Origin of the sequence: Arthrobacter sp. RIT-PI-e (assembly GCF_001187915.1) — a bacterium.
Taxonomy (GTDB): Bacteria; Actinomycetota; Actinomycetes; order Actinomycetales; family Micrococcaceae; genus Arthrobacter_D.
In genome coordinates this window covers 122,045-145,803 of sequence record NZ_LGIU01000043.1, presented here as the reverse complement: position 1 = coordinate 145,803, position 23,759 = coordinate 122,045, and the positions used below count along the sequence as shown (strand labels likewise).

The 23,759-nt window shown below is 70.8% G+C and carries 23 protein-coding genes and 2 pseudogenes; 16 read left to right on the top strand and 9 right to left on the bottom strand.

The annotated features are described in order from the left end of the window. The first annotated feature begins 560 nt into the window (after positions 1-560). The 5 genes from AC792_RS04980 to AC792_RS04965 all read left to right on the top strand — a co-directional run bounded on the left by AC792_RS04980 (position 561) and on the right by AC792_RS04965 (position 5,396). Positions 561-1,709: a glycosyltransferase gene (locus tag AC792_RS04980; protein WP_049829446.1), complete on the top strand. Its 1,149-nt coding sequence runs from the start codon at positions 561-563 to the stop codon at positions 1,707-1,709. Further along, positions 1,709-1,876 (top strand): hypothetical protein, encoded by a 168-nt coding sequence (locus AC792_RS17245; RefSeq protein ID WP_160317612.1) that lies wholly within the window; start codon positions 1,709-1,711, stop codon positions 1,874-1,876. The genes AC792_RS04980 and AC792_RS17245 overlap by 1 nt, the downstream gene beginning before the upstream one ends. Continuing rightward, on the top strand, positions 1,873-3,369 hold the full coding sequence (locus tag AC792_RS04975; RefSeq protein WP_049829445.1) for an ArnT family glycosyltransferase: 1,497 nt from the start codon (positions 1,873-1,875) through the stop codon (positions 3,367-3,369). Before AC792_RS17245 ends, AC792_RS04975 begins: the two co-directional genes overlap by 4 nt. Continuing rightward, a complete protein-coding gene (locus AC792_RS04970) occupies positions 3,366-4,193 on the top strand; it encodes a polysaccharide deacetylase family protein (protein ID WP_049829444.1) in 828 nt (275 codons plus the stop codon). Before AC792_RS04975 ends, AC792_RS04970 begins: the two co-directional genes overlap by 4 nt. A gap of 135 nt (positions 4,194-4,328) precedes the next feature. Next, the gene (locus AC792_RS04965) at positions 4,329-5,396 is read left to right on the top strand and encodes a hypothetical protein (protein ID WP_049829443.1); all 1,068 of its coding nucleotides are present in this window, start codon (positions 4,329-4,331) and stop codon (positions 5,394-5,396) included. Positions 5,397-5,438: 42 nt separating this feature from the next. On the opposite strand, the gene AC792_RS04960 is transcribed toward AC792_RS04965, so the two are convergent. Both AC792_RS04960 and AC792_RS04955 read right to left on the bottom strand, forming a co-directional pair. Beyond that, the gene (locus tag AC792_RS04960) at positions 5,439-6,182 is read right to left on the bottom strand and encodes a response regulator (protein WP_049829442.1); all 744 of its coding nucleotides are present in this window, start codon (positions 6,180-6,182) and stop codon (positions 5,439-5,441) included. Further along, positions 6,179-7,783, bottom strand: coding sequence for an ATP-binding protein (locus tag AC792_RS04955; RefSeq protein ID WP_049829441.1), 1,605 nt, complete (start codon positions 7,781-7,783; stop codon positions 6,179-6,181). The genes AC792_RS04960 and AC792_RS04955 overlap by 4 nt, the downstream gene beginning before the upstream one ends. 209 nt (positions 7,784-7,992) lie before the next feature. Here AC792_RS04955 and AC792_RS04950 point away from each other — a divergent pair, with 209 nt between their 5' ends. The 4 genes from AC792_RS04950 to AC792_RS04935 are packed head-to-tail and all read left to right on the top strand — an operon-like array spanning position 7,993 to position 11,538. Continuing rightward, positions 7,993-9,000 (top strand): Bug family tripartite tricarboxylate transporter substrate binding protein, encoded by a 1,008-nt coding sequence (locus AC792_RS04950; RefSeq protein WP_049829440.1) that lies wholly within the window; start codon positions 7,993-7,995, stop codon positions 8,998-9,000. A 3-nt stretch (positions 9,001-9,003) separates the two neighbouring features. Next, positions 9,004-9,546, top strand: a complete 543-nt coding sequence (locus AC792_RS04945) for a tripartite tricarboxylate transporter TctB family protein (protein ID WP_049829439.1) — start codon at positions 9,004-9,006, stop codon at positions 9,544-9,546. Further along, on the top strand, positions 9,539-11,146 hold the full coding sequence (locus AC792_RS04940; protein WP_082177464.1) for a tripartite tricarboxylate transporter permease: 1,608 nt from the start codon (positions 9,539-9,541) through the stop codon (positions 11,144-11,146). Before AC792_RS04945 ends, AC792_RS04940 begins: the two co-directional genes overlap by 8 nt. Next, a complete protein-coding gene (locus AC792_RS04935) occupies positions 11,143-11,538 on the top strand; it encodes a universal stress protein (protein ID WP_049829438.1) in 396 nt (131 codons plus the stop codon). Before AC792_RS04940 ends, AC792_RS04935 begins: the two co-directional genes overlap by 4 nt. 62 nt (positions 11,539-11,600) lie before the next feature. On the opposite strand, the gene AC792_RS17480 is transcribed toward AC792_RS04935, so the two are convergent. After that, a complete protein-coding gene (locus tag AC792_RS17480) occupies positions 11,601-11,810 on the bottom strand; it encodes a VOC family protein (protein ID WP_200903365.1) in 210 nt (69 codons plus the stop codon). A gap of 125 nt (positions 11,811-11,935) precedes the next feature. Then, a pseudogene (locus AC792_RS18160) lies at positions 11,936-12,034 on the bottom strand (hypothetical protein); the annotation flags it as partial. A gap of 54 nt (positions 12,035-12,088) precedes the next feature. Here AC792_RS18160 and AC792_RS04925 point away from each other — a divergent pair. Next, complete coding sequence (locus AC792_RS04925; protein WP_049829437.1) at positions 12,089-13,108, top strand: LLM class flavin-dependent oxidoreductase; 1,020 nt, start codon at positions 12,089-12,091, stop codon at positions 13,106-13,108. A 54-nt stretch (positions 13,109-13,162) separates the two neighbouring features. Here AC792_RS04925 and AC792_RS04920 read toward each other — a convergent pair whose 3' ends face one another. Further along, positions 13,163-13,906: a DUF429 domain-containing protein gene (locus tag AC792_RS04920; RefSeq protein WP_049829436.1), complete on the bottom strand. Its 744-nt coding sequence runs from the start codon at positions 13,904-13,906 to the stop codon at positions 13,163-13,165. A 183-nt stretch (positions 13,907-14,089) separates the two neighbouring features. On the opposite strand from AC792_RS04920, the gene AC792_RS17240 reads away from it, so the two are divergent. Further along, the gene (locus AC792_RS17240) at positions 14,090-14,245 is read left to right on the top strand and encodes a hypothetical protein (protein WP_160317611.1); all 156 of its coding nucleotides are present in this window, start codon (positions 14,090-14,092) and stop codon (positions 14,243-14,245) included. A gap of 4 nt (positions 14,246-14,249) precedes the next feature. On the opposite strand, the gene AC792_RS04910 is transcribed toward AC792_RS17240, so the two are convergent. Further along, entirely contained in the window at positions 14,250-14,711 is a 462-nt protein-coding gene (locus tag AC792_RS04910; RefSeq protein ID WP_049829434.1) for a hypothetical protein, read from the bottom strand. A gap of 61 nt (positions 14,712-14,772) precedes the next feature. On the opposite strand from AC792_RS04910, the gene AC792_RS04905 reads away from it, so the two are divergent. Beyond that, a complete protein-coding gene (locus AC792_RS04905; protein WP_049829433.1) occupies positions 14,773-15,582 on the top strand; it encodes an SDR family oxidoreductase in 810 nt (269 codons plus the stop codon). A 24-nt stretch (positions 15,583-15,606) separates the two neighbouring features. Here the strand turns inward: AC792_RS04905 and AC792_RS04900 are convergent, their stop codons facing one another. Next, a complete protein-coding gene (locus AC792_RS04900; protein WP_049829432.1) occupies positions 15,607-16,581 on the bottom strand; it encodes an aldo/keto reductase in 975 nt (324 codons plus the stop codon). A gap of 149 nt (positions 16,582-16,730) precedes the next feature. Between AC792_RS04900 and AC792_RS04895 the strand changes: the two genes are divergently transcribed. The 3 genes from AC792_RS04895 to AC792_RS04885 all read left to right on the top strand — a co-directional run bounded on the left by AC792_RS04895 (position 16,731) and on the right by AC792_RS04885 (position 20,358). After that, a complete protein-coding gene (locus tag AC792_RS04895; RefSeq protein WP_049829431.1) occupies positions 16,731-18,014 on the top strand; it encodes an AI-2E family transporter in 1,284 nt (427 codons plus the stop codon). Continuing rightward, on the top strand, positions 18,007-19,029 hold the full coding sequence (locus tag AC792_RS04890; RefSeq protein ID WP_049829430.1) for a D-2-hydroxyacid dehydrogenase: 1,023 nt from the start codon (positions 18,007-18,009) through the stop codon (positions 19,027-19,029). Before AC792_RS04895 ends, AC792_RS04890 begins: the two co-directional genes overlap by 8 nt. 78 nt (positions 19,030-19,107) lie before the next feature. After that, the gene (locus tag AC792_RS04885) at positions 19,108-20,358 is read left to right on the top strand and encodes a glycosyltransferase 87 family protein (RefSeq protein WP_049829429.1); all 1,251 of its coding nucleotides are present in this window, start codon (positions 19,108-19,110) and stop codon (positions 20,356-20,358) included. Here the strand turns inward: AC792_RS04885 and AC792_RS04880 are convergent. Further along, complete coding sequence (locus AC792_RS04880; protein ID WP_049829428.1) at positions 20,345-21,187, bottom strand: NAD-dependent epimerase/dehydratase family protein; 843 nt, start codon at positions 21,185-21,187, stop codon at positions 20,345-20,347. The two genes, AC792_RS04885 and AC792_RS04880, sit on opposite strands and share 14 nt — an antisense overlap. Before the next feature lie 173 nt (positions 21,188-21,360). Here AC792_RS04880 and AC792_RS16205 point away from each other — a divergent pair, with 173 nt between their 5' ends. Continuing rightward, positions 21,361-21,867: an SRPBCC family protein gene (locus AC792_RS16205; RefSeq protein WP_082177463.1), complete on the top strand. Its 507-nt coding sequence runs from the start codon at positions 21,361-21,363 to the stop codon at positions 21,865-21,867. Positions 21,868-21,984: 117 nt separating this feature from the next. On the opposite strand, the pseudogene glsA reads toward AC792_RS16205, so the two are convergent. Beyond that, a pseudogene (gene glsA / locus AC792_RS04875) lies at positions 21,985-23,676 on the bottom strand (glutaminase A); the annotation flags it as partial. Positions 23,677-23,759 lie beyond the last annotated feature (83 nt).

Sequence of the window (23,759 nt, the reverse complement as noted above, 5' to 3'; positions counted from 1 at the left end):
CGGGTGCGGTCACCGGGGCCCACTGGGACCGGACCGGGTGTGTGATGATTCACACGGCCCGGTTCCCCGGGGCGCGAGCCTGCACCCGACGTCGGTGCACTGGCGGTGGATCGGCGCCCCGACGGGGATGATCGGCGCTCATCCCCGGTGTCACTGACCCGCACCCACTTCCTCGCCGACAGGTGTCAAGTGGTCCATAGGTGGTGCCTACCGCCCGGTGAGGTATTCCCTCTCGAATCTTGCGTACACCTCACTCGTGTACGGGATCGGTGCCGGAGTCATCCTGAATGAGTACGCACGTCCGGGGGGATACTTGTGCCCTCGTGACGATCCACCGGGGGACAGCACTTCGCGCCCCGCTTGCGCACATCCGGAAGACCACCCCCGTCGCGAGCGCTTCTACCCCGCGGCTTCACCTCATGAGGAGCAGCCATCCTGTCTGCCGTCGTCGATCCCCGACCGTATTCGAGGTCCCTCGTCCGCGGGACCGGCCCGGGGCCGCTGCATCGAGGCGCCCGGGATGCCGGGCTCCTCCCCTCCGGGCGGAACGGAGGCCTGCCGTGCACCTGAGTGACGAGATCCTCGGTACGGGGGTACCGGGGAAGGAGGCGGCGCCGGGTTCCCTGCTGCAGGAGGCCCGGGAGCAGCAACCACCCGCGCGGGTCATCGCGATCATCCCTGCGCACAACGAGGAGATCGGGATCGCGCAGACGATCGACAGCCTGCGTCGCCAGACCCAGGCACCGGACCACATCATCGTCGCGGCCGACAACTGCAGCGACGGCACGGTGGAGATCGCCAGGGCCATGGGGGTGGAGGTCCTGGAGACCAGGGACAACGCCGCCAAGAAGGCGGGTGCTCTCAACCAGGGGCTCGCCCTGGTGCTCCCGGACCTCCAGCCGCACGACGTCGTGCTGATGATGGACGCGGACAGCCGGCTGAACCAGGACTTCGTGGAGATCGGCATGAGGTACTTCGAGTACTGGCCGCAGCGAGGAGGGATCAGTGGCTCCTACGTGGCCGCGGACCACCCCTCACGCGTGGCACTCCTGCAGAAGATCGAGTACACCCAGGGCCTGCGAGCCGTCCACCGGCGTGCCGGACGCATCCACGTGCTCTCCGGGGCGGCCGCCGTCTTCACCGTCGAGGCGCTGCGCAGGGTGGCCGAGATGCGGGGCAGCAAGGTGCTCCCGGGCGTGGAGGGACAGGTCTACGACGAGTCCTCGTTGACCGAGGACTACGAGCTCACCGTCGCCCTGAAACGCGTGGGGTACGATCCCCGGTGCGCCGCGGACTGCATCGTGGACACCGACGTGATGCCCACCTGGCGCGAGTGGAGGATCCAGCGCCTGCGGTGGCAGCGGGGCACGCTCGAGACCCTGCTCACCTACGGGTTCGTGGAGCACACCCGGAAGGCCTGGGGTGTGCAGCTCTGGACCTACTTCCGGACCATCATCCCCCTGTTGATGATCATCATCTGGAGCTACGCGCTGAGTTTCGAGGAAGTGGCGTTCCACCCGTTCTGGCTGCTGATCATCCCGGTGTTCATGCTCGACCAGCTGATCGCCACCTGGCAGGCGGGGGTGCGCGGGCGGATCTACGCCGCGCTCATCGTGCCGCTGTGGGTCTACGAGACGTACCAGTCGTTCGCGTACTGGAAGGCCCTCCGATTGGCGCTGCACGGCGGAGAGAAGGAGTGGCTGACCTGATGGACGAATTCCTGGGCCTCCTCGAGGAGGTCACGCACAACGGCTTCATGGTGGGCGTCGCGGGTCTGACGGCCCTGACCCTGCTGGTGCTCTGCATCGCCGTCCGCCGCATGCTGCCGAAGCACGAGCACGATCCCACCCTGCCTCCGAGGAGGACGGACACATGAGCCACATCCTGCAGCGCCCCGTGGGCGAGTACCGCCGTCCGGCGTGGAACGAGGCCGTCGCCCAGGCGCTGCCGCCCAGGTTCCAGCACGAGAGCACGCCCCGCCGGGTGGCGTACCTCCCGCTGATCGGGCTGCTGGCCGTGTTGACCGTGCTGAGCGTGAGGCTCTCCAACACCGCCTTCGTCGACGAGGCGCTCTCCATCACCATCGGGCACAACTACCTCGACCACTGGTTCTCGGGTCAGGCCGTGGTGGAGTACGGCGAGTCGTTCTCCGGCGTGCCGTTCCTGTACCCCGTCCTCGCCGCCGTCCTGGACACCCTCGGGGGCCTCGGCCTCGTCAGGGGATTCAGCCTGCTGTGCGTGCTGGCCGCGGTCGTCTTCGTCTACCGCGCGGCGGTGGACCTGGGGTACCGCTCCGAAGGGATGCTCGCCCTCGCGGTCCTCGCCCTGACCGGACCCGTGGTGTTCGTCGGTGCTCTCGCCACGTTCGACGCCCCGGTCATGGCGATGCTGGCCGGAGCGCTCTGGGCCGGGGTCCGGAGAGGCTGGGGATCGGCGGTGGTGAGCGGTGTGCTCCTGGGCCTGGTGCCCATGGTCAAGTACGCCGGGGTGATCTTCCTGCCGGTGGTGATCGGCATCGTCCTGCTCACCTCGACGCGACGGCGAGCTGCTCTGGCCGCCGCGATCACGGTGGCCCTCCCCGCCACGGCCTGGCTGATGTGGTCGGACCGGATCGCCTCGGGGATCGCACTCAACACTGTCGACCGGACCGTGTCCGGTGACGCCTCGCCGGGTGACCTGGTGGGGTGGATGGTCCTCGACATCGGCATCCTCGCCCTCCTCGCGCTCGCCGGGATGGTCCTCCTGGCACGCAACGGCCGGCGTCAGGCCGTCCTGGCAGCGCTGCTGTTCATCGGGGGGATGGCGATGCCCGCTGCGCACCTGGTGCTCGGTGAAGCGGTCTCCTTCGACAAGCACATGGCGTACTCCGCCCTCTTCCTCGCCCCGTCCGCGGGGTACTTCCTGGCGAAGCTGTCCAAGGGCGTGTGGAAGTTCCTGCCGGTGACCCTGCTGCTCATGGTCGTCCTGCTGTTCGGGTTCTCCCGCTCGGAAGCCATGTACACCTCCTGGGTGGACGTACGCCCGGTCCTGGACGTCATCGAGGAGGCCCCGCGCGCGGGCAGCTACATCTCCCCGGCCGCGGAGCAGCTCGACTACCACCTGCGTGACCGTCCGGAGATCCGGAACGTGCCGCTCTCCGGCTACGCCGAGAATCCGGACCTCGTGCGGGTGGCCGTGGAGGACCAGCGCTTCGAGACAGCGATCCTGCGCACCGTCGGCACGGGCACGCCCGACCTGGACGCCGTGCAGGACGTCCTGCTCCAGGCGCTCCGGGACAACCCGAACTACGAGCTGACCGCCACCCTCCCCGCCCGTGAGCACTCCGAGACGGATCTGTGGCTCGTGTTCACCAGGGTGGAGGGGCAGTGAGGAACCGTGCGAAGGCGGCGGTGGTCGCCGCCTCCACCGTCACCGTCGTCGCCCTCGCCGGAGCTTCCCAGGCCGTGGTCCAGGAGCACTCCGACCGGATGGTGCCCGTCACCGATGGTGCCGGGACCGGGAGCGGACCTGCGGCGGAGCGGCCCCTGAGCAACGACTGCTCGGGTGGTCACGTCACCTTCACGTTCGACGACGGCCCGGGCAGGAACACCCCCGAGGTGCTCGACGCACTCGACGGGCTGGGCATCGATGCGGTGTTCTTCTGGAACGGGCGGGCGGTCGAGGGCCGTGAGAGCACGGTGGCCCGCGCCGTCGCCGAGGGCCACGTCATCGGCAACCACAGCTACAGCCATCCCGATCTGACCACCGGGGTACTCCCGGACGGCAGCGAGGAGACCGTGACGGCGGCCTGGTTGCGCGGTGAGCTGCAGCGGACCGACGACGCGCTGGTGGCCGCCGGCGCTCCGGACCCTGCGCTCTACCGCCCGCCGTACGGTGCGGTGGACACCCGCGTGGACGAGGTGGCCCAGGAACTCGGTCTGCGGCTCGTGATGCCCTGGGGGCTCCGGGCCGAGGACAACATCGTGGACACGCGGGACACCGAGGGCGTCACGACGCAGCAGATCATCGACACCACGACACCGCGGCTGCGGGACGGGACGATCATCACAATGCACGACGGCCAGGGCCAGGCGACGCTCAACTCGATCGCTGCGCTGCAGGCCATCGTGGACACCATGAACGAGAGGGAGCTCTGCGCCACGGCCGACGTCCGCGAGAACGCCACCGGCCGTGTGCTGGACACCTACGGATGAAGGGATCCTGACATACGCCTGGTCCGGGATCAGGAGGATACCGCGGGGACGGGGCTGCCGGACAAGGTTGCCGCCGTCTACTGGACGCGGTGGAACCCCGAGATTCCGCTCACCGAGATCCCGCAGGCGTACAACGTGATCTACCTGTTCGCGGCCGGCCGCTCCACCGAGGACGGCGCCGTGGAGTGGGGGGCGGACGAGATCGCGGACGACATCAGGACCGTCCGGGCGCGCGGCCAGCAGGTGGTGCTGTCCACCGGTGGTGCGGGCCAGGGGATCGACTTCTCCTCCCGAACCGTGAGCCGGCGTTTCGTGGACAGTGTCGAGCGCATCAACACCGAGCTCGGCGGCACCTCGACCGACCCCGTGATCGACGGCGTGGACTTCAACACGTTCGAGGCGGAACTCGCGCCCGACACCACCGAGTACCTGTGGATGTTCCGCGAGCTGAAGCGCCGGTTCGGCGAGGACTTCGGCATCACCTCCCCACCCGCACCGTGGAACGAGCAGGACAGGGCGATGATCCGCGAGGCGCTGTCGCAGGGGCTGATGACGTATGCCGCGCCGCAGTTCTACGACGGACCGGGGCTCTCCGACCCCGCGTACATCGTCAGGACCACGCGTGAGTGGGTGCAGGACGTGGCCGGCGGCGATGCGAGCAAGATCGTGGTGGGCTTCGGCATGGAGGATGCGGAGAACTACTCGTCGCTGGAGCAGATCCGCTCCGCCTGGCGCGTGATCCAGAGGGAGTTCCCCACCATCCGCGGGGCATTCGTGTGGCAGCACAGGACCGACAGCGAGCGCGGTTGGGCCTTCGCCGACCAGGTGGCACCGCTCGTACTGGCGGCGCCGGTGCCCCTGCACGCACCGCCCGCCGTACCGCCGCCGAGGCCCATGTCCCCTCCCGTCCCCGCGGTCAGGATCGGGGGTGCCTCCTACCCGCTCACGGGCATCGACGTGCCCGGCGGGCCCGATGCCCTGGTGGCCTGCACGGACGACACCGTGCTGGCCTCCCGTGGTCCGTACGGGTGCGACGTGACCGTGCTCGACGGCAGGGTGACCGGCGTGCACGACCGCCGGGGCGGATCCCCGACCGGAGCCGTCGTCCCCGCGGGCGGATTCGTCCTCTCAGGCCACGGGGAGGCGCGGCTGTGGCTCCTGGCCCACGCGAGGATCGGCGAGACGGTCCACGGGATCTCCTGACCGCTCGGTGCCCACCGGTGCCCGGTCCGGGGGTGCTCGCGCTCAGGCGGACGGGCCCTCCGTCCAGAGGTAGAACTTCTCGGGGCGCCCCGCGGACCCGTACTGCGGGACGATCCGCGCCCTGCCCTGCGAGACGAGGAACTCGAGATAGCGCCGCGCGCTGACCCGAGCCATGCCGAGGCGGTTCGCGACGTCGGACGCGGACGTCCCGCCACCGTGCCCCCGGAGGTCCAGGACGACGGCGTCGAGCGTGGGTGCGGAGAGCCCCTTGGGAGTGACGAAGGTCGCCGTGCCGGTGCCGGTGCCGGTGCCCGACGTCGTGCGCAGGAGCTGGTCGATGCGCCCCTGGTCGAGGGCCGCGGTGCCGTCGGTCGCATGGGCGTGGAGCTCGCGCCGGTACGCCACGTAGGAGTCCAGGCGCTGGTTCAGCACGGCAGCGCTGAAGGGCTTCACGAGGTAGTGCAGCACCCCGCCGGCCACGGCGGCCCGCACGGTGTCCAGCTCCCGGGCCGCCGTGATCGCGATGACGTCCAGCGGCTCCCCCGGCCGGTTCCGCAGGGCGCGCAGCACGTCGATGCCCGTCATGTCGGGGAGGTGGATGTCGAGGAGGACGAGCCGGGGCCGCAGCTCGTCCACGAGCTCCAGCGCCCGGGCACCCGAGTGCGCGGCACCCACGACCTCGAACGCGCCGTGCGCGAGCAGGAAGCCGGTGTGGATACCGGCCACTGCGTGGTCGTCGTCGACCACGAGCGCGGGGATCAGCGGTCCACCGGAGGGGGCGGTCATGGCACCTGCAGGGTGGAACGGGGCGCCGCCACGGGGGAGGGCGCCAGCCAGACGGTGAACTCGGCACCGCCGAGCCCGGCGTCGTCCACGACCACGTGCCCGGAGCGCCGCCGGGCGATGCGCTCCACCAGCGCGAGGCCGAAACCGCGTGTGCCCGGATGCCCGGCGTCCTTCGTGGAGTAGCCCGAGGAGAAGATACCGGCCACGTCCTCCGGCGCCACACCGGGACCGTTGTCCGCGACCTCGATGCGCACCGTGCCGGGTTCCTCCCGCAGGAGGACCGTGACGGTGCCGTCGGCGCGCCCGGAGCCCGTGACGGCCTCCATCGCGTTGTCGAGGAGGATGCCGAGCACAGTGACGACGTCGGTGGTGCCGTCGGGCTCGAGCGTCGAGGCGTCGTCGATGACCAGATCGATGCCCTTCTCGGCCGCGATGGTGCTCTTGGTCATGAGCAGGCTCGCCGCGTCGGGGTCCCGGATGCCCGGGGCGATGGTCCCGGACACCAGGGAGCCGCCGTGGCCGGAGCGGGAGATGAAATCCACCGCCTGGTCCGTCCGGCCGAGTTCCAGAAGCCCGGAGATGGTGTGCATGCGGTTCGCGAACTCGTGGGCCTGCGCACGCAGCGCCTGTGTCACGTCGCGCTCGCCGTCGAGGTCGGTCAGCAGCTGGTAGAGCTCGGTGCGGTCGCGGAGGATCATGACGCGGCCCACGCGGTTGCCGTCCACGAGGGCGTCCGAGGTGCGGGCCAGGAGCACCCGCTCGCCGGACAGGACGGTCTCGTCGGTGTCCGCCGGGTCGGTGAGGAGCTGGGCGAGGGCCGGCTCCATGACGTCGTCGATGCGCCTGCCCGTGGCGGAGTCGTCCAGGTCGAGCAGGCGCTTGGCCTCGTCGTTCAGCAGGGCGATCCGGTGCTGCTCGTCGACGGCGACCATGCCCTCGCTGATGCCGTGGATCATGGCGTCGCGGGTCTCCAGGAGGGAGGCGATCTGCTCGGGTTCGAGGCGGTAGATGCGCCGCCAGACGAGCCGGGAGATCCAGATGGCACCGGCGGACCCGACCAGGGCGGCGACGATCAACCACGCCAGCAGACGCGGCAGGTCCTCGTAGAGATCCGCGTCGAGCTCCGACTCGAGCGTCCCCACGGAGGCGGTACCGATGATCCGGCCATCGGCGCCGCGGATGGGGACCTTCACGCGCCAGGACTCGCCGAGCGTGCCGGTCTGCGTCCCCACGAAGGTGTCACCGGAGAGCGGGATGGAGGGGTCGGTGGAGACGGGCTGCCCGATCAGGTCGGGGTTGGGGTGGGAGTACCGGATGCCGTCCGCGTCGGTGACCACCACGTAGGTGACGGCCGTGGACTGCCGGATGAGATCGGCGATGGGCTGGATCTCGGCGCTCGGGTCGGGCTTCCCGAAGGCCTCGACCACGGAGGGCAGCTGCGCCACCGACTGCGCGACCCCGATCATGCGGTCCTCGTACTGCTCACGGATCTGCAGGCGCTGCATGGCGACGGCGGTGGACCCGGCGACGGCCACGATGACGAGCACGATGGACAGCTGCAGGAGGAACAGCTGCGATCGAAGCGACATCGTCCTGATCATGCCCACAGTGTGACACGCCGCCGGACGTCACAGGGGAGCCGGAAGCACGCCATGACGCGGATCTGCCGTGACCACAAAGACCGATACGAGCACTACGACCGCATGCTTCACCGCCGCCCCGAGGTCCTCCTACCCTGAGATCGACGGTGGTGACCCACATCACACTCCCCGCTCGGTACGAGCAACCACTTCTTGAGGAAGAGAACATCATGACGATCGATCGCACAACGGCGCGCCGTTCGACCATCACCGGCCTGGCCCTCGTCTCCGTCCTCGCCCTCTCGGCGTGCGGCTCCATGACGCAGAGCACCACCTCGGGCGGCACGGACGACGCCATCGACAGGCTCAACATCGTGGTCCCCGCCGATCCCGGTGGCGGATGGGACCAGACCGGCCGTGCCATCGAGTCGAACCTGACCGAGAACGACCTCGTCGGCAATGCCTCGGTGGTCAACGTGGGCGGCGCCGGTGGTACCAACGGGCTCGCGCAGCTGGCCACCGAGACCGACCCGAACACCCTCATGGTCATGGGCTACGTCATGGTCGGCGCCGTCGAGACGAACAACGCCGCCAACCGCATCGAGGACACGACGCCGATCGCGCGGCTCACCGAGGAACCACTCGTGATCGTGGTCCCCGCGGACTCCCCGTACCAGGACCTCCAGGACCTGCTGGACGCCATCGAGTCCGAGGGCCAGGGTGTGTCCATCACCGGTGGCTCGGCCGGCGGCGCGGACCACATCCTCGCAGGGTCCGTGCTCAAGGAGGCGGGCATCACCCCCGACAACCTCAACTACATCCCCTACTCCGGCGGCGGCGAATCTCTCGCGGCGCTGCTGGGCAACAAGGTGGACGCGGGCATCTCCGGTGTGGGCGAGTACGCCGAGCAGGTCACCTCCGGCAAGCTGCGGGCACTCGCGGTCTCCGGTGAGGAGGCCGCGCCCCAGCTGCCCGACACCCCCACCCTCACGGACGAGGGGATCGAGCTCGTGCTCACCAACTGGCGCGGCGTCGTCGCCCCCGGGAGCATCGACGAGGCGCAGGCCGAGAAGCTGACGCAGCTCGTCACCGACCTGCACGCCACCGACACCTGGACGAGCACGCTCGAGGAGAACAACTGGTCCGACGCCTTCCTCGCGGGTGAGGAGTTCGACGCCTTCCTCGACGAGGACATCACCAGCGTCAAGACCACCCTCACCGACATCGGGCTGCTCTAGAGCATGAGTACCTCCGTCCAGAACGCACCCGGGAGCGGCACCGACACCGCTCCCGGCAGACCGATCGGTGAGCTGGTCTTCGCGCTCCTCATCGTGAGCATCGGCGTGCTCGGTTTCGTGGCCGGCGCCGGCATCCAGACGCCGCCGTCGGCCAGCGACATCGGGCCCCGCGCCTTCCCCTTCGCCGTGTCCGCGCTGCTCGTGCTGGTCGGCGCGGGCCTGGTCCTCCAGGTGCTCCGCGGTCACCGCGGAGCGGCGGACGAGGGCGAGGACGTGGACCTGGAGACGGGGACGGACTGGGCGACCGTCGGCAAGCTCGCCGGCATCGTCCTGCTCCACGCCTTCCTGATCGTGCCGCTCGGCTGGCCCGTCGCGGCGGCCGTCCTCTTCTTCGGCGCCGCCTGGTCGCTCGGGGCACGCCCCTGGTGGCGCAATCTCGTGACCGCGATCGTCCTGGCCCTGGTGCTGCAGTTCGTCTTCGGCGGTCTGCTCGGGGTCTCCCTGCCCCCCGGCTTCCTGGAAGGGATCGGTGGGTTCGGTGGATAACTTCTTCCTGCTCATGGAGGGCTTCACCACGGCGCTGCAGCCCATGTACCTGCTGTACGCACTGGGCGGCGTGCTGGTCGGGACCGCCGTCGGCGTGCTGCCCGGCATCGGCCCCGCCATGACCGTGGCCCTGCTCATGCCCATCACCTACACCCTCGAACCGACGGCGGCGATCATCGTCTTCGCCGGTATCTACTACGGGGGCATGTACGGAGGGTCCACCACCTCGATCCTGCTGAACACCCCCGGCGAGTCCGCCTCGATCGTCACGGCCCTCGAGGGCAACAAGATGGCCAAGGCCGGCAGGGGAGCGGCGGCCCTGGCGACGGCGGCGGTCGGCTCCTTCGTGGCCGGCACCATCGCGACGGTGCTGCTGAGCTTCGTGGCACCCTACGTCGCGGCGTTCGCCGTGCAGATCGGCCCCGTGGAGTACGTGGCACTCATGGTGGTCGCCTTCCTCACGGTCGGCGCGCTCCTCGGCTCGTCCGTGCTGCGCGGTCTCGCCTCCCTCGGCCTCGGACTGTTCATCGCCCTCGTGGGCTTCGACTCCCTCACCGCGCAGCAGCGCTACACCTTCGGCAGCCCCTTCCTGGCGGACGGGATCGACGTCGTCCTCGTGGCGGTCGCGCTCTTCGCCGTGGGGGAGGCCCTCTACGTCGGCTCCCGGCTGCGGCACGGCCCCATCAAGGTGATCCCCGTGACGGGCGGCTGGACCACGTGGCTCCGCAAGGACGATCTCCGGCGCTCCTGGAGGCCCTGGCTCCGCGGCACGTTCATCGGCTTCCCGGTCGGCACCATCCCCGCCGGCGGCGCCGACGTCGCGACCTTCCTGTCCTACGCCTCCGAACGCAGGCTCGCCAAGGGCGAGAACAAGAAGCAGTTCGGCAAGGGTGCCATCGAGGGCGTGGCCGGTCCGGAGGCCGCGAACAACGCGGCCGCCGCCGGCGTGCTCGTGCCACTGTTGACGCTCGGCATCCCGACCACGGCCACCGCAGCCATGATGCTCGTGGCGTTCCAGCGCTACCAGATCCCCGTGGGCCCGCAGCTCTTCGAGTCCAACAGCGCACTCGTGTGGGCGCTCATCGCGAGCCTCTACGTGGGCAACCTGATGCTCCTGGTGCTCAACCTGCCGCTCGTGGGCATCTGGGTCAAGATCCTCCAGATCCCCCGGCCCTACCTCTACGCGGGCATCCTGGTGTTCGCCGTCCTCGGGGCGTTCTCCGTGAACTTCACCCCGATCGACGTCATCATCCTGCTGGTGGTCGGCATCCTCGGCTTCTTCATGCGGCGCTTCGGCTACCCGATCGCCCCCATGGTGGTGGGTCTCATCCTGGGACCCATCTTCGAGAGCCAGCTGCGCCGCTCGCTCGCCATCTCGCAGGGCGACCCCGTGGCACTGGTCCAGTCGCCGATCGCGGCGACCATCTACGTGGTGCTCCTCGTGATCTTCGCACTGTCCCTGCTGCTCAAGCGTCGGCAGCGCCAGTTCGAGGCCATGGTTGCGGCCAACGCCGATGCCCCCGACGTCGTCCGCGGCACCGTGCAGTCCTCCGGCACCACCCCGGCGGTATCGATCCGCCGGGAGGACACCGACCGATGAGCACCGTCGTGGTGGGCTACGTGCCCAACGCCCTGGGTGGGGCCGCCGTCCTGCAGGCTGCGGAGGAGGCGCGTCACCGGGGCGCCGATCTCGTGGTGGTCAACACCACGCGGGCGGACCGCCTCGTGGATCCGGCCTACGCCGATTCCGCGGATGTCTCCGAGCTCGAGGCGCTGCTGGCCCGGACGGGGGTGGGGTACTCGATCCGGCACAGCATCTCCGAGGCGACGGCGGCCGAGGAGGTCGTGGACGTCGCGGAGGAGGTGGGTGCAGAGCTGATCGTGATCGGGCTGCGGCACCGCACCCCGGTGGGCAAGCTGATCCTCGGCTCGACGGCGCAGACCATTCTGCTCACGGCGCGGTGCAACGTCCTGGCGGTCAAGCTCCCCTGAGCCCACGGGTGCGACGACGGCGCGCCGACCCTCATGGGGCCGGGCCGCCGTCGTCGCGCGGATCAGGCGGCGGGGGTGAAGAGTTCCAGCGCGATGCCGTCGGGGTCGCGGAACTCGAGGATGTGGCCCACGCCGATGTCCTTCACCCCGGCATGCCCGATGACCATGCTCTCGAGCATGGTCGCGGCGTCGTCGAGCACGGCCCTGCCCTCGACCTCGAAGGCGAGGTGGTCCAGGCCCACCCGGTTCTCGTCGAAGCCGTCCTCGGCCACGGGTGGAGACCCAGCAGGGTGGTCCCGAGCTGGTAGATCACCCCTCCGTACAAAAAGGCGAGCTGCTCCCGGGTGGCGTCGTCCGCGCCCTCGGGCACCTCGAACGCGATGGGCAGGCCGAACACGGAGTCGTAGAACGCACGCGAGGCGCGGATGTCGGTGACCGTGAGACGGACGTGGGCGTAGGCCTTGAGGGGGATCGTCGTGGGGGAAGTGCAGCACACCGGCCCGGTGCCCGGCGCGGGAATGGACCGGCGTCGGTGTGCGCTGCACCGGGCATGACGAAAATCGGTTTCCTGTCCTTCGGCCACTACCAGGACGTCCGCGGTTCACAGGTGCCCACCGCGCAGGATGCGCTGCTCCAGGCCGTCGAGCTGGCCGTCGCGGCGGAGGAGCTCGGGGTGGACGGCGCGTACATGCGAGTCCACCACTTCGCGCCCCAGTACTCGGCCCCCTTCCCCCTCCTCGCCGCCATGGCGGCGAGGACCAGCACCATCGAGCTCGGCACCGGCGTGATCGACATGCGATATGAGAATCCCCTGTACATGGCGGAGGAGGCCGCGGTGACCGATCTCATCAGCAACCGGCGGCTGCAACTGGGGATCAGCCGCGGGTCCCCCGAGACGGCCCTGGACGGCTCGCGTACCTTCGGGTACGTTCCCGCGGAAGGGTCCACGGACGCGGACCTGGCGCGGGACAAGACCGCCCTGTTCCGGCACGCGATCGCCGGGAACCCCGTGGCCGAGGCCAACCCCCGGATGAGCCGCAGCAGCGGCGGGCTTCCGATCGATCCGCTCTCACCGGGTCTCCCCGAGCGCATCTGGTGGGGTTCCGGTACCCGTGCGACAGCGCAGTGGGCGGGCGAGCAGGGCATGAACCTGATGAGCTCCACCCTCCTGACGGAGGACACCGGCGTGCCGTTCGACGAGCTCCAGGCCGAGCAGATCGACGTCTTCCGGAAGGCCTGGGCCGACGCCGGGCACGCCTGGAGCCCGCGGGTGTCCGTGAGCCGCAGCATCCTGCCGATCGTCAGCGAGCGCGACGAGTACTACTTCGGGCTCCGCGCCCAGCAGGAGTCGGGTGACCAGGTGGGCATCCTCGACGGCGCGCGGTCGCGCTTCGGCCGCAGCTACATCGGCGCGCCGGACGTCATCGCCGAGGAACTCGCCGCCGACGCGGCGGTGCAGGCGGCGGACACCCTGCTGGTGACCATCCCGAACCAGCTCGGTGTGGAGTTCAACGCGGCGCTGCTCGGCAACATCGTGAAGCTCGTGGCGCCCGGGGCCGGACTGCGCTAGGAGCCGCTGTATCCCCCGGATCACGCCGGTCACGTCCCCGGAGCCGGCCCGGCGTCACGGCGCCAGGTCCTCGAGGCGCCCCGCGGGGAGGGCGATCCACCCCTCACGGAACGCCTGCGCGGCGCACTCGGGCGGCACGGGGTGTGTGAGCCCCAGGGCGTGTGCCCGGGCGGCGAGCGCTGCGACCACGGCGTCGAAGGCGTCGTCGGAGTGCACCATGAGCTCCCGGGTCCCGGCGTCGAACGCCACCCAGGGTGCGCGCGCCGCGAGGGTCTCCAGGAGCATGCCACGCACGGTGGCGTCGGTCTTGTAGCCCTTCGTGTCGAAGCCCCACAGGCGGAGCGTGGCGGCCGGGTACACCTCGACGGCGACCCCGCCACCGGCGCGGTCCACCGGGGATCCCAGGGTCTGCCCGACGTGGTCCAGCAGGACCGCGCAGTGCAGGGCGGTGAGGCCCAACCGGTCCGTGGCGACGCTCAGCGGCCAGCGTCCGGTGAGCTCTCGCACGGCGCGGTCGGTGGCCCGGTAGGCCAGGCGGCGCCGCCAGGCCATGCCCTGGTCCTCGGACGCCGCCACTGGGTGTCCCGCCGCATGGCGGGTGAGGAAGGCGAGGAAGTCGTCGGGCCACCCGAAGGCGCAGTCGATGCCGAGGTTCTGGACGGAGGGCGCGAGGGCGGCGATGTCCGCATCGGGTACGCCGAGACGCACCTCGATCTTCACCGTGGGAGCCGAGAAGTCGAGCAGCGCGCACGCCGTGCCCCTGGTCTCGGCGGCGAGGTCAACCCCTGCGATCAGCACGGTCGATTGTAAGCACCGGTCCCCGCACGCGGACGAACCCGCCCGCACGGCCGGCTACTCCGTGGCGGACGGTACGTCCAGCGGGTACCCGCCGCCTGCCGCAGCGGTGAAGCACCCGCATCCTGGTGTGTACTGGATGCTCCGCGGGCGATGCCCCGGCCCGCTATCGAGAAAGGCGCCGACATGGAAGCATACTGTCCCCGATGCAACACCGGACTGCGGGAACTGGGCGAGGACCAGTGGCCGGCCGAGGGACCGGTTCCCCCGGGGACACTCGCGGTGTTCCAGTGCGAACAGGACCACCGGATCACGGTGGGGGAGACCCAGGTCCAGGCGTAGCGGTTCAGCCGGCATCCGCCGCGCGGATCGCCAGATTGGGGTGCAGGAGCTCGAAGCCCTCGTCCACCACCGCGTTCCGGTCGATGTCATCGGGCAGTAGGACGGCGGTGACCAGGCTGTCGCGGATGACGGCCCCCGTGGATCCGCGTTCCAGGGGAGCACACTCCAGGCCCACGCCGATCCCCTCCTCCACCAGGAGGCAGACGGTGGAGTCCTCGGCGCCGGAGCCGCCCTCCGGTACCGCCGCGAAGTACTCGATGCCGTCGCGCTCGGCCAGGAAACGGGTGCTGGCGAGGTCCACGCCGTCGAGATCCGTGCGGATCCCCGGCAGGTCCCGCTCCGTCTGCTCGGTGTCGAGGATGCCGAGCACGGATCCGCCCGTGCACCCCGTGAGCACCAGGACCACGACGGCGATCCCGGCCGGCCGGAGGCGCGGCGGGCAACGGTCGGTCGAACGGCGGTGCATGGTCCTCCTGACACTGCGACGGGTGTTCCCAGCCTAACGAGACCACCCCTACGCTGGGGTCATGGATCCCACCGCACTGGCAGGCCGTACGTTCGTGGTGACCGGGGTGAGCCGGCATCGGGGGATCGGCTACGCCGTCGCGTCCCGGCTCGCGGGCATGGGTGCCAGCCTCTTCCTGCACCACCACGTCCCCCACGACGCCGGGCAGCCGTGGGGCGCGGACCCGATCGAGGAGGTGCTCGAGGGCGTGCGCGCCCAGCTCGTGGACGGTGCCTCGCTCGCCTCCACCGGGATCGACCTCGCGGACCAGGACGGCGCCCGGCGCCTGATCACGGAGGCGCGGGCGGCCCTCGGTCACCTCGACGGTCTGGTGTGCAACCACGCTCGCAGCGGAGGGGACGGGCGCCTGTCCGAGATCTCGGCGCAGGAGCTCGACGCCCACTGGCAGGTCAACACCCGCTCCACGATCCTCGCCACCAAGTACTTCGCCGAGCAGCACGACGGCCGCGACGGCGGGCGCGTCATCTGGATGACCTCGGGGCAGCTCGCCGGGCCGATGCCGGGGGAGATCGCCTACGCGGCGTCGAAGGCGGCCCTCGCCGGTCTCACGGCCTCCGTGGCGGACGACCTCGTGGAGCGGGGCATCCTGCTGAACACCGTGAACCCCGGACCGGTGAACACGGGGTACCTGGACGAGGCGGCCTCGGACCGCTCGCCCGAGACCGTCCGGTCCGTGCTGCGGCACTTCCCGTCGGGCCGCTTCGGCGAGCCCGACGACCCGGCCCGGCTCATCGCGTGGCTGCTGAGCGAGGAGGGCCGCTGGATGGTGGGGCAGGTGCTCAGCACGGAGGGCGGGTTCCGCAGGGGATGAGCGTGTTCGTGATCGGGGCCGGGCTCAGAAGCCCACGAGCGCGTGCGGCACGTAGTGCTCCTCCAGCGCGGCCACCTCGGTGTCGGTGAGCTGGAGGTCCAGGGACGCGAGGGCGTCCTCGAGGTGCCGGGGTTTCCCCACACCGACGATCGGCGCGGACACCACCGGGTTCCGCGACACCCAGGCGAGGGCCACCTGGGCGCGGGACACCCCGCGCTGCTCCGCCACGGTACCCACGGCGTCGGCCACCCGGCGGTCCGCCTCCGAGGTGCCGTAGAGGGTCTTGCCGAAGGTGTCGGTCTCCGAGCGCGACGTCGTCTCGTCCCACGGGCGGGCGAGCTTGCCGCGTGCCAGCGGGCTCCACGGGAGCACGCCGATGCCCTGGTCCGCGCACAGGCCGTACATCTCCCGCTCCTCCTCGCGGTTGATCAGGTTGTAGTGGTCCTGCATGGTCACGAAGCGGGACCAGCCGTTGGCGCGCTGCAGGTGCAGGGCCTTGGAGAACTGCCACGCGTACATCGACGACGCCCCGAGGTAGCGCACCTTGCCGGCCTTCACGACGTCGTGAAGGGCCTCGAGGGTCTCCTCCAGCGGCGTCGCGGGGTCGAAGCGGTGGATCTGGTAGAGGTCCACGTGGTCGGTGCCGAGCCGGCGCAGGCTGGCGTCCAGTTGCGTGAGGATCGCCTTCCGGGACAGCCCGGCACCGTTGGGCCCCTCGTGCATGCGGCCGTGGACCTTCGTGGCGATCACGGTCTCCTCGCGGCGGGTGAACTCGGCGAGGGCACGGCCCACGATCTCCTCGCTGGAGCCGTCCGAGTAGACGTTGGCGGTGTCGAAGAAGTTGATCCCGGCGTCCACCGCGGACCGGATGAGGGGGCGGCTCTGCTCCTCGGGAAGGGTCCACGCGTGGTTCCCGCGATCGGGTGCGCCGTAGCTCATGCACCCGAGGGCGATCGGCGAGACATCGAGGCCTGTGGAACCGAGTTTGACGTAGCGCATGCGACACCTTCGCTGAGATCGGACTGGTCCCCCCACCCTAGTCCGGTGGAGGGCGGGTGAGCGGTGCGAGGCCGGCATGCCACGGTTCAGGTGGCACGGATGTCCGCGGGCATCCCCGCCCGACCGCCCGGGCAGGGCAGGATTAGCACGTGAGCCGCATCGATCCCGAGAATCCCGAACATCCCGAGCCGTCCGACGCGCCGGTCCCGCCCCTCTCGCCCCCCGGGGAGCGGGGCCCGCAGGACCCCGGCGAGGAGTCCGAGCGCGTACGCCACGGGGCGTCGATCGCCAGCCGGTTCCGGCCCCACGTCTTCGCCGACGGTCTGCGCGCGAGCGCCGCCTGGACGGCACGCAGCATCGTGGTCCTCGCGGGACTGGTGATCCTGTGGTTCCTGACGAAGGCGCTGTGGTCGATCGTCCTGCCCACGCTGTTCGCGCTGCTCCTGGCCTCGGTGCTGTGGCCGGTGAACCGCGTGCTGCGGATGGTGCTGCCGAAGGTCCTCGCCGCGCTCGTGACGGTGCTGGCCCTGCTCGGTTCCGTGGTGGGGATCGGCTTCCTCACCGTCCCGGCGATCGCCGACGGCGTGGCGGAGCTGTCCCTCCTCGCCCAGGACAACATCGCGGATCTCATCGACTTCGTGGACGGCGCGCCGTTCAACCTCGACGCCGTGTCGCTCGAGAACCTCGACCTCGACCGGATCGTGGACACGGCGCTGACGCAGCTGCAGGCGAACGCGGGGAACATCGTCACCGGGATCACCACCGGGCTGAGTGAGCTCACCTCGGCCACCATCGTGGTGCTGCTCACCCTCGTGTTCACGTTCTTCAGTCTGAAGGACGGCGACAGCTTCCTCCCCTGGGCGGCCCGCTGGACCAACTCGAGGACCTTCGCGCACACCGCCCGCATCGCCGTGGGAACCTGGCGGACCCTGGCGCACTACATCTTCGCTCAGGCCACCGTGGCACTCGTGGACGCCTTCTTCATCGGCCTCGGGCTGGTGCTCCTGGACATCCCGCTGGCCATCCCCCTGGCCGTGCTGGTGTTCTTCTCCGCGTTCATCCCGGTGCTCGGGGCCATCACCTCCGGCCTCCTCGCGACCCTCGTGGCCTTCCTGGCGTACGGCTGGGTGACGGCGCTGATCGTCCTCGGGATCGTGGTGCTGGTGCAGCAGGTGGAGAGCAACTTCATCCAGCCCCTGCTCGTTGGGCGGACGCTCGAGATCCACCCGGCGGTGGTCCTCGCGTCCGTCACCGCCGGCGGGACACTGTTCGGGATCGTGGGTGCGTTCCTCGCGGTCCCCGCCACCGCCGTGACGATCGTGGTGCTGCGGTACCTGCGGGACCTCTCCGTGGAGGACCGCACACAGCTGAGCCAAACGGGGGGCGCGGCGCCGGGCGACCTGCCGCCCCGTCCTCGAGCGGCCGATGACTGAGCGGACCGCAACGGGGCGGCCCGCCGGCCGTCCTGTGGTGGCCGTGCTGGAGGGGGCGCGGCCGGTGCGCGGGCTGGAGCGGGTGCGGGAGTTCGCCGAGGTCCGCGTCACCGGCGCACCCGGGTTGGCGGAGGCCCTCGACGGCGCCGACGTGCTCCACCTGTGGGACTACTTCTCCGGCGCGCTGCCCGCCGCCTGGCACGCCGCCGGGTCGCTGCGGTGGCTTCATGTGGCGGCCGCGGGGGTGGACAAGCTGCTGTTCCCGGAGCTGGTCTCCTCCGACGTGGTGGTGACCAACGCGCACGGAGTGTTCGACCAGCCCATGGCGGAGTACGTCCTGGGGGCCGTGCTGCACGCCGCCAAGGGGTTCGGGCGGTCCTCCGACCAGCAGCGCCGGGCCGAGTGGTCCTGGCACGAGGGCCGCACCATCGCCGGTGCACGGGCCCTGGTGGTCGGCACCGGCGGCATCGGACGCCGGACGGCACAGCTCCTGCGTGCCGTGGGCATGCAGGTGGAGGGCGCGGGACGCCGTGCGGTCCTGCACGACGAGGACTTCGGGCGGATCCATGCCTCCTCCGAGCTCGCCACGGTGGTGGGATCCTTCGACTACGTGGTGCTCGTGGCTCCGCTGACGCCGCTCACCGAGAACCTCGTGGACGCCGCCGTGATCGGGGCCCTCGCACCCGGTGCGGTGCTCGTAAACGCCGGCCGCGGGCGCCTCCTCGACGAGGACGCCCTCGTGGCACGCCTGCGCACCGGGACGCTGGGCGGGGCCGTGCTCGACACCTTCGCCGTGGAACCCCTGCCGCCGGAGCACCCGTTCTGGTCCCTGCCCGGGGTGCTGGTCACCCCGCACATGGCCAGCAACGCCGATTCCTGGCTGGATGACCTCGCGGTGCAGTTCGAGCAGAACTTCCTGCTCTGGCGGGACGGACTGCCGCTGCCCGGGGTGATCGACAAGGCCCTCGGGTACGTGCCGTCACGACGCGGAGCCACCGGTGCCGACGCGTCCTGAGACGGCCCCGCCGAGCACGGACCCGGTACTCGGTGACACAATGGACGCTGCCCCCACCCCCTCCACCAGGAGTTCCCCGTGCGTCTGCGCCCTCGTCCACGACTGTTCCACGGCGCGCGCGGTGTCTGGCTGTTCTTCGCCCTCGTCCACGCAGGATTCCTGCTGCGGCTGCTGCCCTTCATCATCGGTGGGGGCGTGCTCAGCGACATCCGCCTGTACCGCGAGTGGGCCTACCGGGCGCTGGCCGACGGCGTGTGGCAGGGCGTGGACGTGGAGTGGGTCTACCCGGTGGGGGCGATCGTCCCCATGGTGCTGTCCGCCGCCCTCGGCAGCTTTCTCTACCAGCTCACCTGGTTCGTGCTGTTCGCGCTCTGCAACGCCGTGGGCGTGGCGGTCCTGGTGCGTCGTGGTACCTCGGCAACCCGGACCGCGGCCGTGTGGTGGCTGGTGGCCACGGCACTGCTCGGCCCGGTGGCGGTGGGGCGCGTCGACGGTCTCACGGCCCCCCTGGTCCTCGCCGCGCTGCTGATCGTCGCGGCCCGCCCGTTCGTCGCGTCGCTGGTGCTCAGTGCCGCGACGTGGATCAAGGTGTGGCCCGCCGCCGTCGTCCTCGCGGCGCTCGTGGTGGTGCGGTCCGGGCGGGCGCGAATCCTCGCCGCCGGTGCGGCACTGACGGCCGGCATCGCCGTCGTCGTCGCCGTGTCCGGTGACATACGCAACCTCACCGGGTTCCTCACCGCGCAGGGGGCCCGGGGCATGCAGCTCGAGGCGCCGCTCAGCACTCCCGGGGTGTGGCAGGCCATCTCCGGGACCGCAGGGGCCTACTTCTTCGAGGACCAGGAGATCAACACCATGGAGGTGCGCGGCGCCCTGAGCGGGGTGGTGGGGGACCTCATGAACCCGCTGCTGGCACTCACCGTACTCCTGGTGGCAGGGTTCCTGGCCCTCGCCCTGCACCGTGGTGCACCCGCCGGCCCCCTGCTGGCCGCCGGGTCGCTCGCCCTGGTGAGCACCCTCGTGGTGTTCAACAAGGTGGGCTCACCCCAGTTCATGCTGTGGATCACCGCCGTGATCGCCGCCGGGCCGGTGCTGGACCGGGCCGCGGCGTGGCGCTACCCGGCGGTGGCGATGCTCATCACCGCGGGGCTGACCACGCTGGTCTACCCGGTGCTGTACGACGCGCTGCGGTACGAGCTGGATCCCGCCGTCGCCGTCCTGCTCACGCTCCGCAACGTGCTGGTGGTGAGCATCTTCGTGTGGTCGCTGGTGCGCCTCGGACGCCTGACCCGATCAGCCGCGCGGCCCGCGACCTCGCTCACGGGTGCCTGACGCCGGTCCCGGCCAGGACCGCCCGGTACCCCTCCCGGTAGGTGGGGTAGGCGAAGGAGAATCCCGAGGCGCGCAGCAGGGCGCTGTCGCAGCGCCTCGCGCCGGCACGGGACGACGACGCCTCGCCGCTCGCCGGTCCAGGGAGTCCCAGCTCCGCCGCGAGGAACCGCAGCACCTCGCCGAGATCCACGGGTAGCTCGTCGCTGCCGAGGTAGACCGGCGCGGGCTCGGCGACGTCCATAGTCAGGTGCACGATCGCCGCGGCGGCGTCGTCCCGGTGGATCCGGTTGGTCCACTGCGGCTCCGCGGGCAGGACGGCGCTGCCGTCCCTGACCGAGTCGATGAGCCGGGTGCGGCCCGGCCCGTAGATCCCGGACAGGCGCAGCACGGTGCCGTGCCCGGACCGCCCGAGCAGCAGCTCCTCGGCCTCGCGGACCAGGCGCGCCGTCGGCGTCGTGCTCTCCGCGGGCGACTCCTCGGTGACCCAGCCGCCGTCGAAGTCCCCGTACACGGCGGTGGAGGAGACGAACAGGATGCGCCGCGGGTGGACGCCGTCGCGCTCGAGCGCCCCCAGCACGTTGGCGGTCGCGTCCACGTACGCACTGCGGTACGCGGCCTCGCTGCGCCCCCCGGCGGCCGCGGCCAGCACGACGACGTCGGTGTCCGCCGGGATCGGCGGGGGCGGCGCGGGGGGCGGCGCCCGCCCCCCCGATCCCTGCCGGGAGGCGCCGGCGGGGCGGCGCCGCCCGACCACGCGCTCACCACGCGCGGCGAGGCGCAGCCCCACCTCGGTGCCGAGGTCCCCGCATCCCGCTATCAGTACGGTCATCGCCCTGGTCCGTCCTTCCCTCTGTCCACCGGTGGCCGTAGCGGCCGATCCTCCGTCAGCGTAACCGGCCCCGAGCGGCAGGGAGGCTTCCGGGGGCGGCGCCGTAGACTGGCGCGCAGGAGCGCACCCGCCCGGGTGCGCCCTTGTTCACGCGGATCGTCGAGGGGAAGCGCATGGGACGGGTCGTGTCGGTCTCGGACAGCGTGCTGATCGCGAGGTCCCCGCTGGAGCTCTACGGAATGGTCGGTGACGTCACCCGCATGGGCGAGTGGAGCCCGGAGAACCGTGGCGCCGTGGTGTCCGGATCGCACGGTGCCCTGACGGCGGGGGACGTCTTCGACGGCGCCAACACCCGCGGGAGGGTGAGCTGGAGCACGCGCTGCACCGTGACGACCGCCGAGCCCGGCCACGAGTTCGCCTTCCGGGTCCACGCCATCGGCGGTACGCACCGGAAGGTGCCGGGCCGGATTGCCACCTGGCGGTACACGTGCCAGGAGCGCGACGGCGGCCCCCGGGGGACCGAGCCGTGGACGGAAGACAGGCCGTGGCCGGCCGCCGGGGCACGCATCTGCGCCCTCGCGGTCACGGGCGGCACCTCGTTCGCGGCCTTCCAGCGGCGGAACATCCGCCGCACCCTCCGCACGCTGAAGGCCGTCGCGGAGGGCGGGGAGGCCCGCTAGTCGCGGCCGCACCGCCGTCTCCCGCAGGTACAGGTCCACGCGGGTGTAGGCGTCGCGGGTGAGGGCCCTCCACAGCTCGACGGCGAGGCGGGGGTCCTCCTTCTCCAGCGTGCTGATGGCGCCGGCGCTGAGCACCTTGACGGTCACGTCCTCGAGCGCCTTCACCGTGGTCTCCTGGCGGTTCTCGCTCCCCAGGGCCAGTTCCCCGAAGGTCATGCCCGCGCTCAGGGTGGTGAGTTTCAGGCGTTCCCCGGTGGGGCCGGGCACGGAGGTGACGATCTTGCCGGAGAGGATAAAGTACACGCCGCCGAAGGACTGCCCCACCCGCCGGATCACGTGCCCCTTCTCGTAGGCGCGGTCCTCCATCCGCTCGCTCAGTGCCTCGAGGTCCCCCTGCGACAGCGGGCTCAATGCGGGGCACTGGGCCACGTCGACCGTCGTGGGGAACGCGATCTCGGACCCGTACCGGTTGATCAGCTCGTTCTCGCACCACTCCACGGCGGCCGTGCGGGTGTCGAAGGTGGGTACGGGCCGGTCCACGTCCTTGAACGTCTCGGCGAGGGTGCCCTCGCTGTCGATCAGGATCATGTCCCTGTTCACCTCGGCGAGATTGCGGCGGACCTGCCCGAGCAGGCGGAGCGAGACGTCCGCCACCTCATCGACGCGGCGGAGGTCCAGGATGACGAACTCGATCTCGTCGTCGAGGTTGCTCAGCTCACGCACCATGGACTCGGTACCCGCGAAGAGCAGGTCGCCGTTGAGCTCGATCACCCTGGCGCGGTGGCCGTGGTCGCGGAGCAGGTCCATCGCCTCGTCGTTGCGGCGGATCCCCGAGGGGGCCGCGGTGATGTCGTAGGTGGCGCGGATGGCGGACTTGCCGGTCCGCGCCGCCCGCACGAAGTGCAGCTCCATGTCCCGGGAGAGCCGCTGGCTCGTGGCCATGCCGCGGACGCTGCTGCCGTGCTCGTCCAGGGGCGGCGAGTACACCGCGAGACCCACCTGACCGGGCAGGACGGCGATGGTCCCGCCGCCCACCCCGCTCTTGGCGGGCATACCCACCGTGCTGATCCACGAACCGGCGTCGTCGTACATGCCGCACGTGGTCATCACGGAGAGCACCCGCTCCACCGAGGACAGATCCAGTGCCTCCACGCCGGTGAGCGGGTTCCTCCCCGAGTTCGCGAGGGTGGCCGCCATGACGGAGAGGTCCATGCAGGTGACCTTCACGGAGCACTGCCGGAAGTAGTCCTCGACCACCGGTGTGGGATCGTCCTCGATGATGTCGAAGGAGCGCAGCAGGTACGCGAGCGCCCGGTTGCGGTGTCCGTGCTCGAGTTCGGAGGCGTAGATCTCCTCGTCGATGGACAGCTGACGGCCGGCGAAGGCGGAGTACGCGTTGAGGATGCGCTTGAACCTCCTGTTGCCGCCGCGGGTGCGCACCAGCGAGGTGGCGGTGAGCGCCCCGGCGTTGATCATGGCGTTGGAGGGGCGCCCGGTGCCCTCCGCCAGGGAGATCTCGTTGAAGGAGTCCCCCGAGGGTTCCACGTCCACCTTCGCGTCCACGGTCTCCATGCCGAGGTCGGCGAGGGCCAGACCGTAGGTGAAGGGCTTGGAGATCGACTGGATGCTGAACTCCTCACGGGTGTCGCCCACCTCGTACATGTAGCCGTCCACCGTGGTCAGGCAGATGCCGAAGTTGTCGGGGTCGACGTTCGCCATGGCGGGGATGCTGCTGTTCGGCTTCCCGTCCCGCAGCTCGGAGATCTCGCGGTGGATGGTCCTCAGGTAGCTCTCGATGGGCGATTCCATGCTTCCCACCCTACGGGCCGCCGGGCGCCCGTCCGGACCGGCCGTCACGTTCCGGGACGGGACCATCCGGCCCGGTGTCCCGA

What these genes read in the sequence shown, in the direction of transcription:
- AC792_RS17245 (WP_160317612.1), top strand. Translation starts at nt 1,709, where the DNA reads ATGGACGAATTCCTGGGCCTCCTCGAGGAGGTCACGCACAACGGCTTC.
- AC792_RS04975 (WP_049829445.1), top strand. Translation starts at nt 1,873, where the DNA reads ATGAGCCACATCCTGCAGCGCCCCGTGGGCGAGTACCGCCGTCCGGCG.
- AC792_RS04960 (WP_049829442.1), bottom strand. Translation starts at nt 6,182, where the DNA reads ATGACCGCCCCCTCCGGTGGACCGCTGATCCCCGCGCTCGTGGTCGAC.
- AC792_RS04955 (WP_049829441.1), bottom strand. Translation starts at nt 7,783, where the DNA reads ATGATCAGGACGATGTCGCTTCGATCGCAGCTGTTCCTCCTGCAGCTG.
- AC792_RS04950 (WP_049829440.1), top strand. Translation starts at nt 7,993, where the DNA reads ATGACGATCGATCGCACAACGGCGCGCCGTTCGACCATCACCGGCCTG.
- AC792_RS04945 (WP_049829439.1), top strand. Translation starts at nt 9,004, where the DNA reads ATGAGTACCTCCGTCCAGAACGCACCCGGGAGCGGCACCGACACCGCT.
- AC792_RS04935 (WP_049829438.1), top strand. Translation starts at nt 11,143, where the DNA reads ATGAGCACCGTCGTGGTGGGCTACGTGCCCAACGCCCTGGGTGGGGCC.
- AC792_RS04925 (WP_049829437.1), top strand. Translation starts at nt 12,089, where the DNA reads ATGACGAAAATCGGTTTCCTGTCCTTCGGCCACTACCAGGACGTCCGC.
- AC792_RS17240 (WP_160317611.1), top strand. Translation starts at nt 14,090, where the DNA reads ATGGAAGCATACTGTCCCCGATGCAACACCGGACTGCGGGAACTGGGC.
- AC792_RS04910 (WP_049829434.1), bottom strand. Translation starts at nt 14,711, where the DNA reads ATGCACCGCCGTTCGACCGACCGTTGCCCGCCGCGCCTCCGGCCGGCC.
- AC792_RS04905 (WP_049829433.1), top strand. Translation starts at nt 14,773, where the DNA reads ATGGATCCCACCGCACTGGCAGGCCGTACGTTCGTGGTGACCGGGGTG.
- AC792_RS04900 (WP_049829432.1), bottom strand. Translation starts at nt 16,581, where the DNA reads ATGCGCTACGTCAAACTCGGTTCCACAGGCCTCGATGTCTCGCCGATC.
- AC792_RS04890 (WP_049829430.1), top strand. Translation starts at nt 18,007, where the DNA reads ATGACTGAGCGGACCGCAACGGGGCGGCCCGCCGGCCGTCCTGTGGTG.
- AC792_RS04880 (WP_049829428.1), bottom strand. Translation starts at nt 21,187, where the DNA reads ATGACCGTACTGATAGCGGGATGCGGGGACCTCGGCACCGAGGTGGGG.
- AC792_RS16205 (WP_082177463.1), top strand. Translation starts at nt 21,361, where the DNA reads ATGGGACGGGTCGTGTCGGTCTCGGACAGCGTGCTGATCGCGAGGTCC.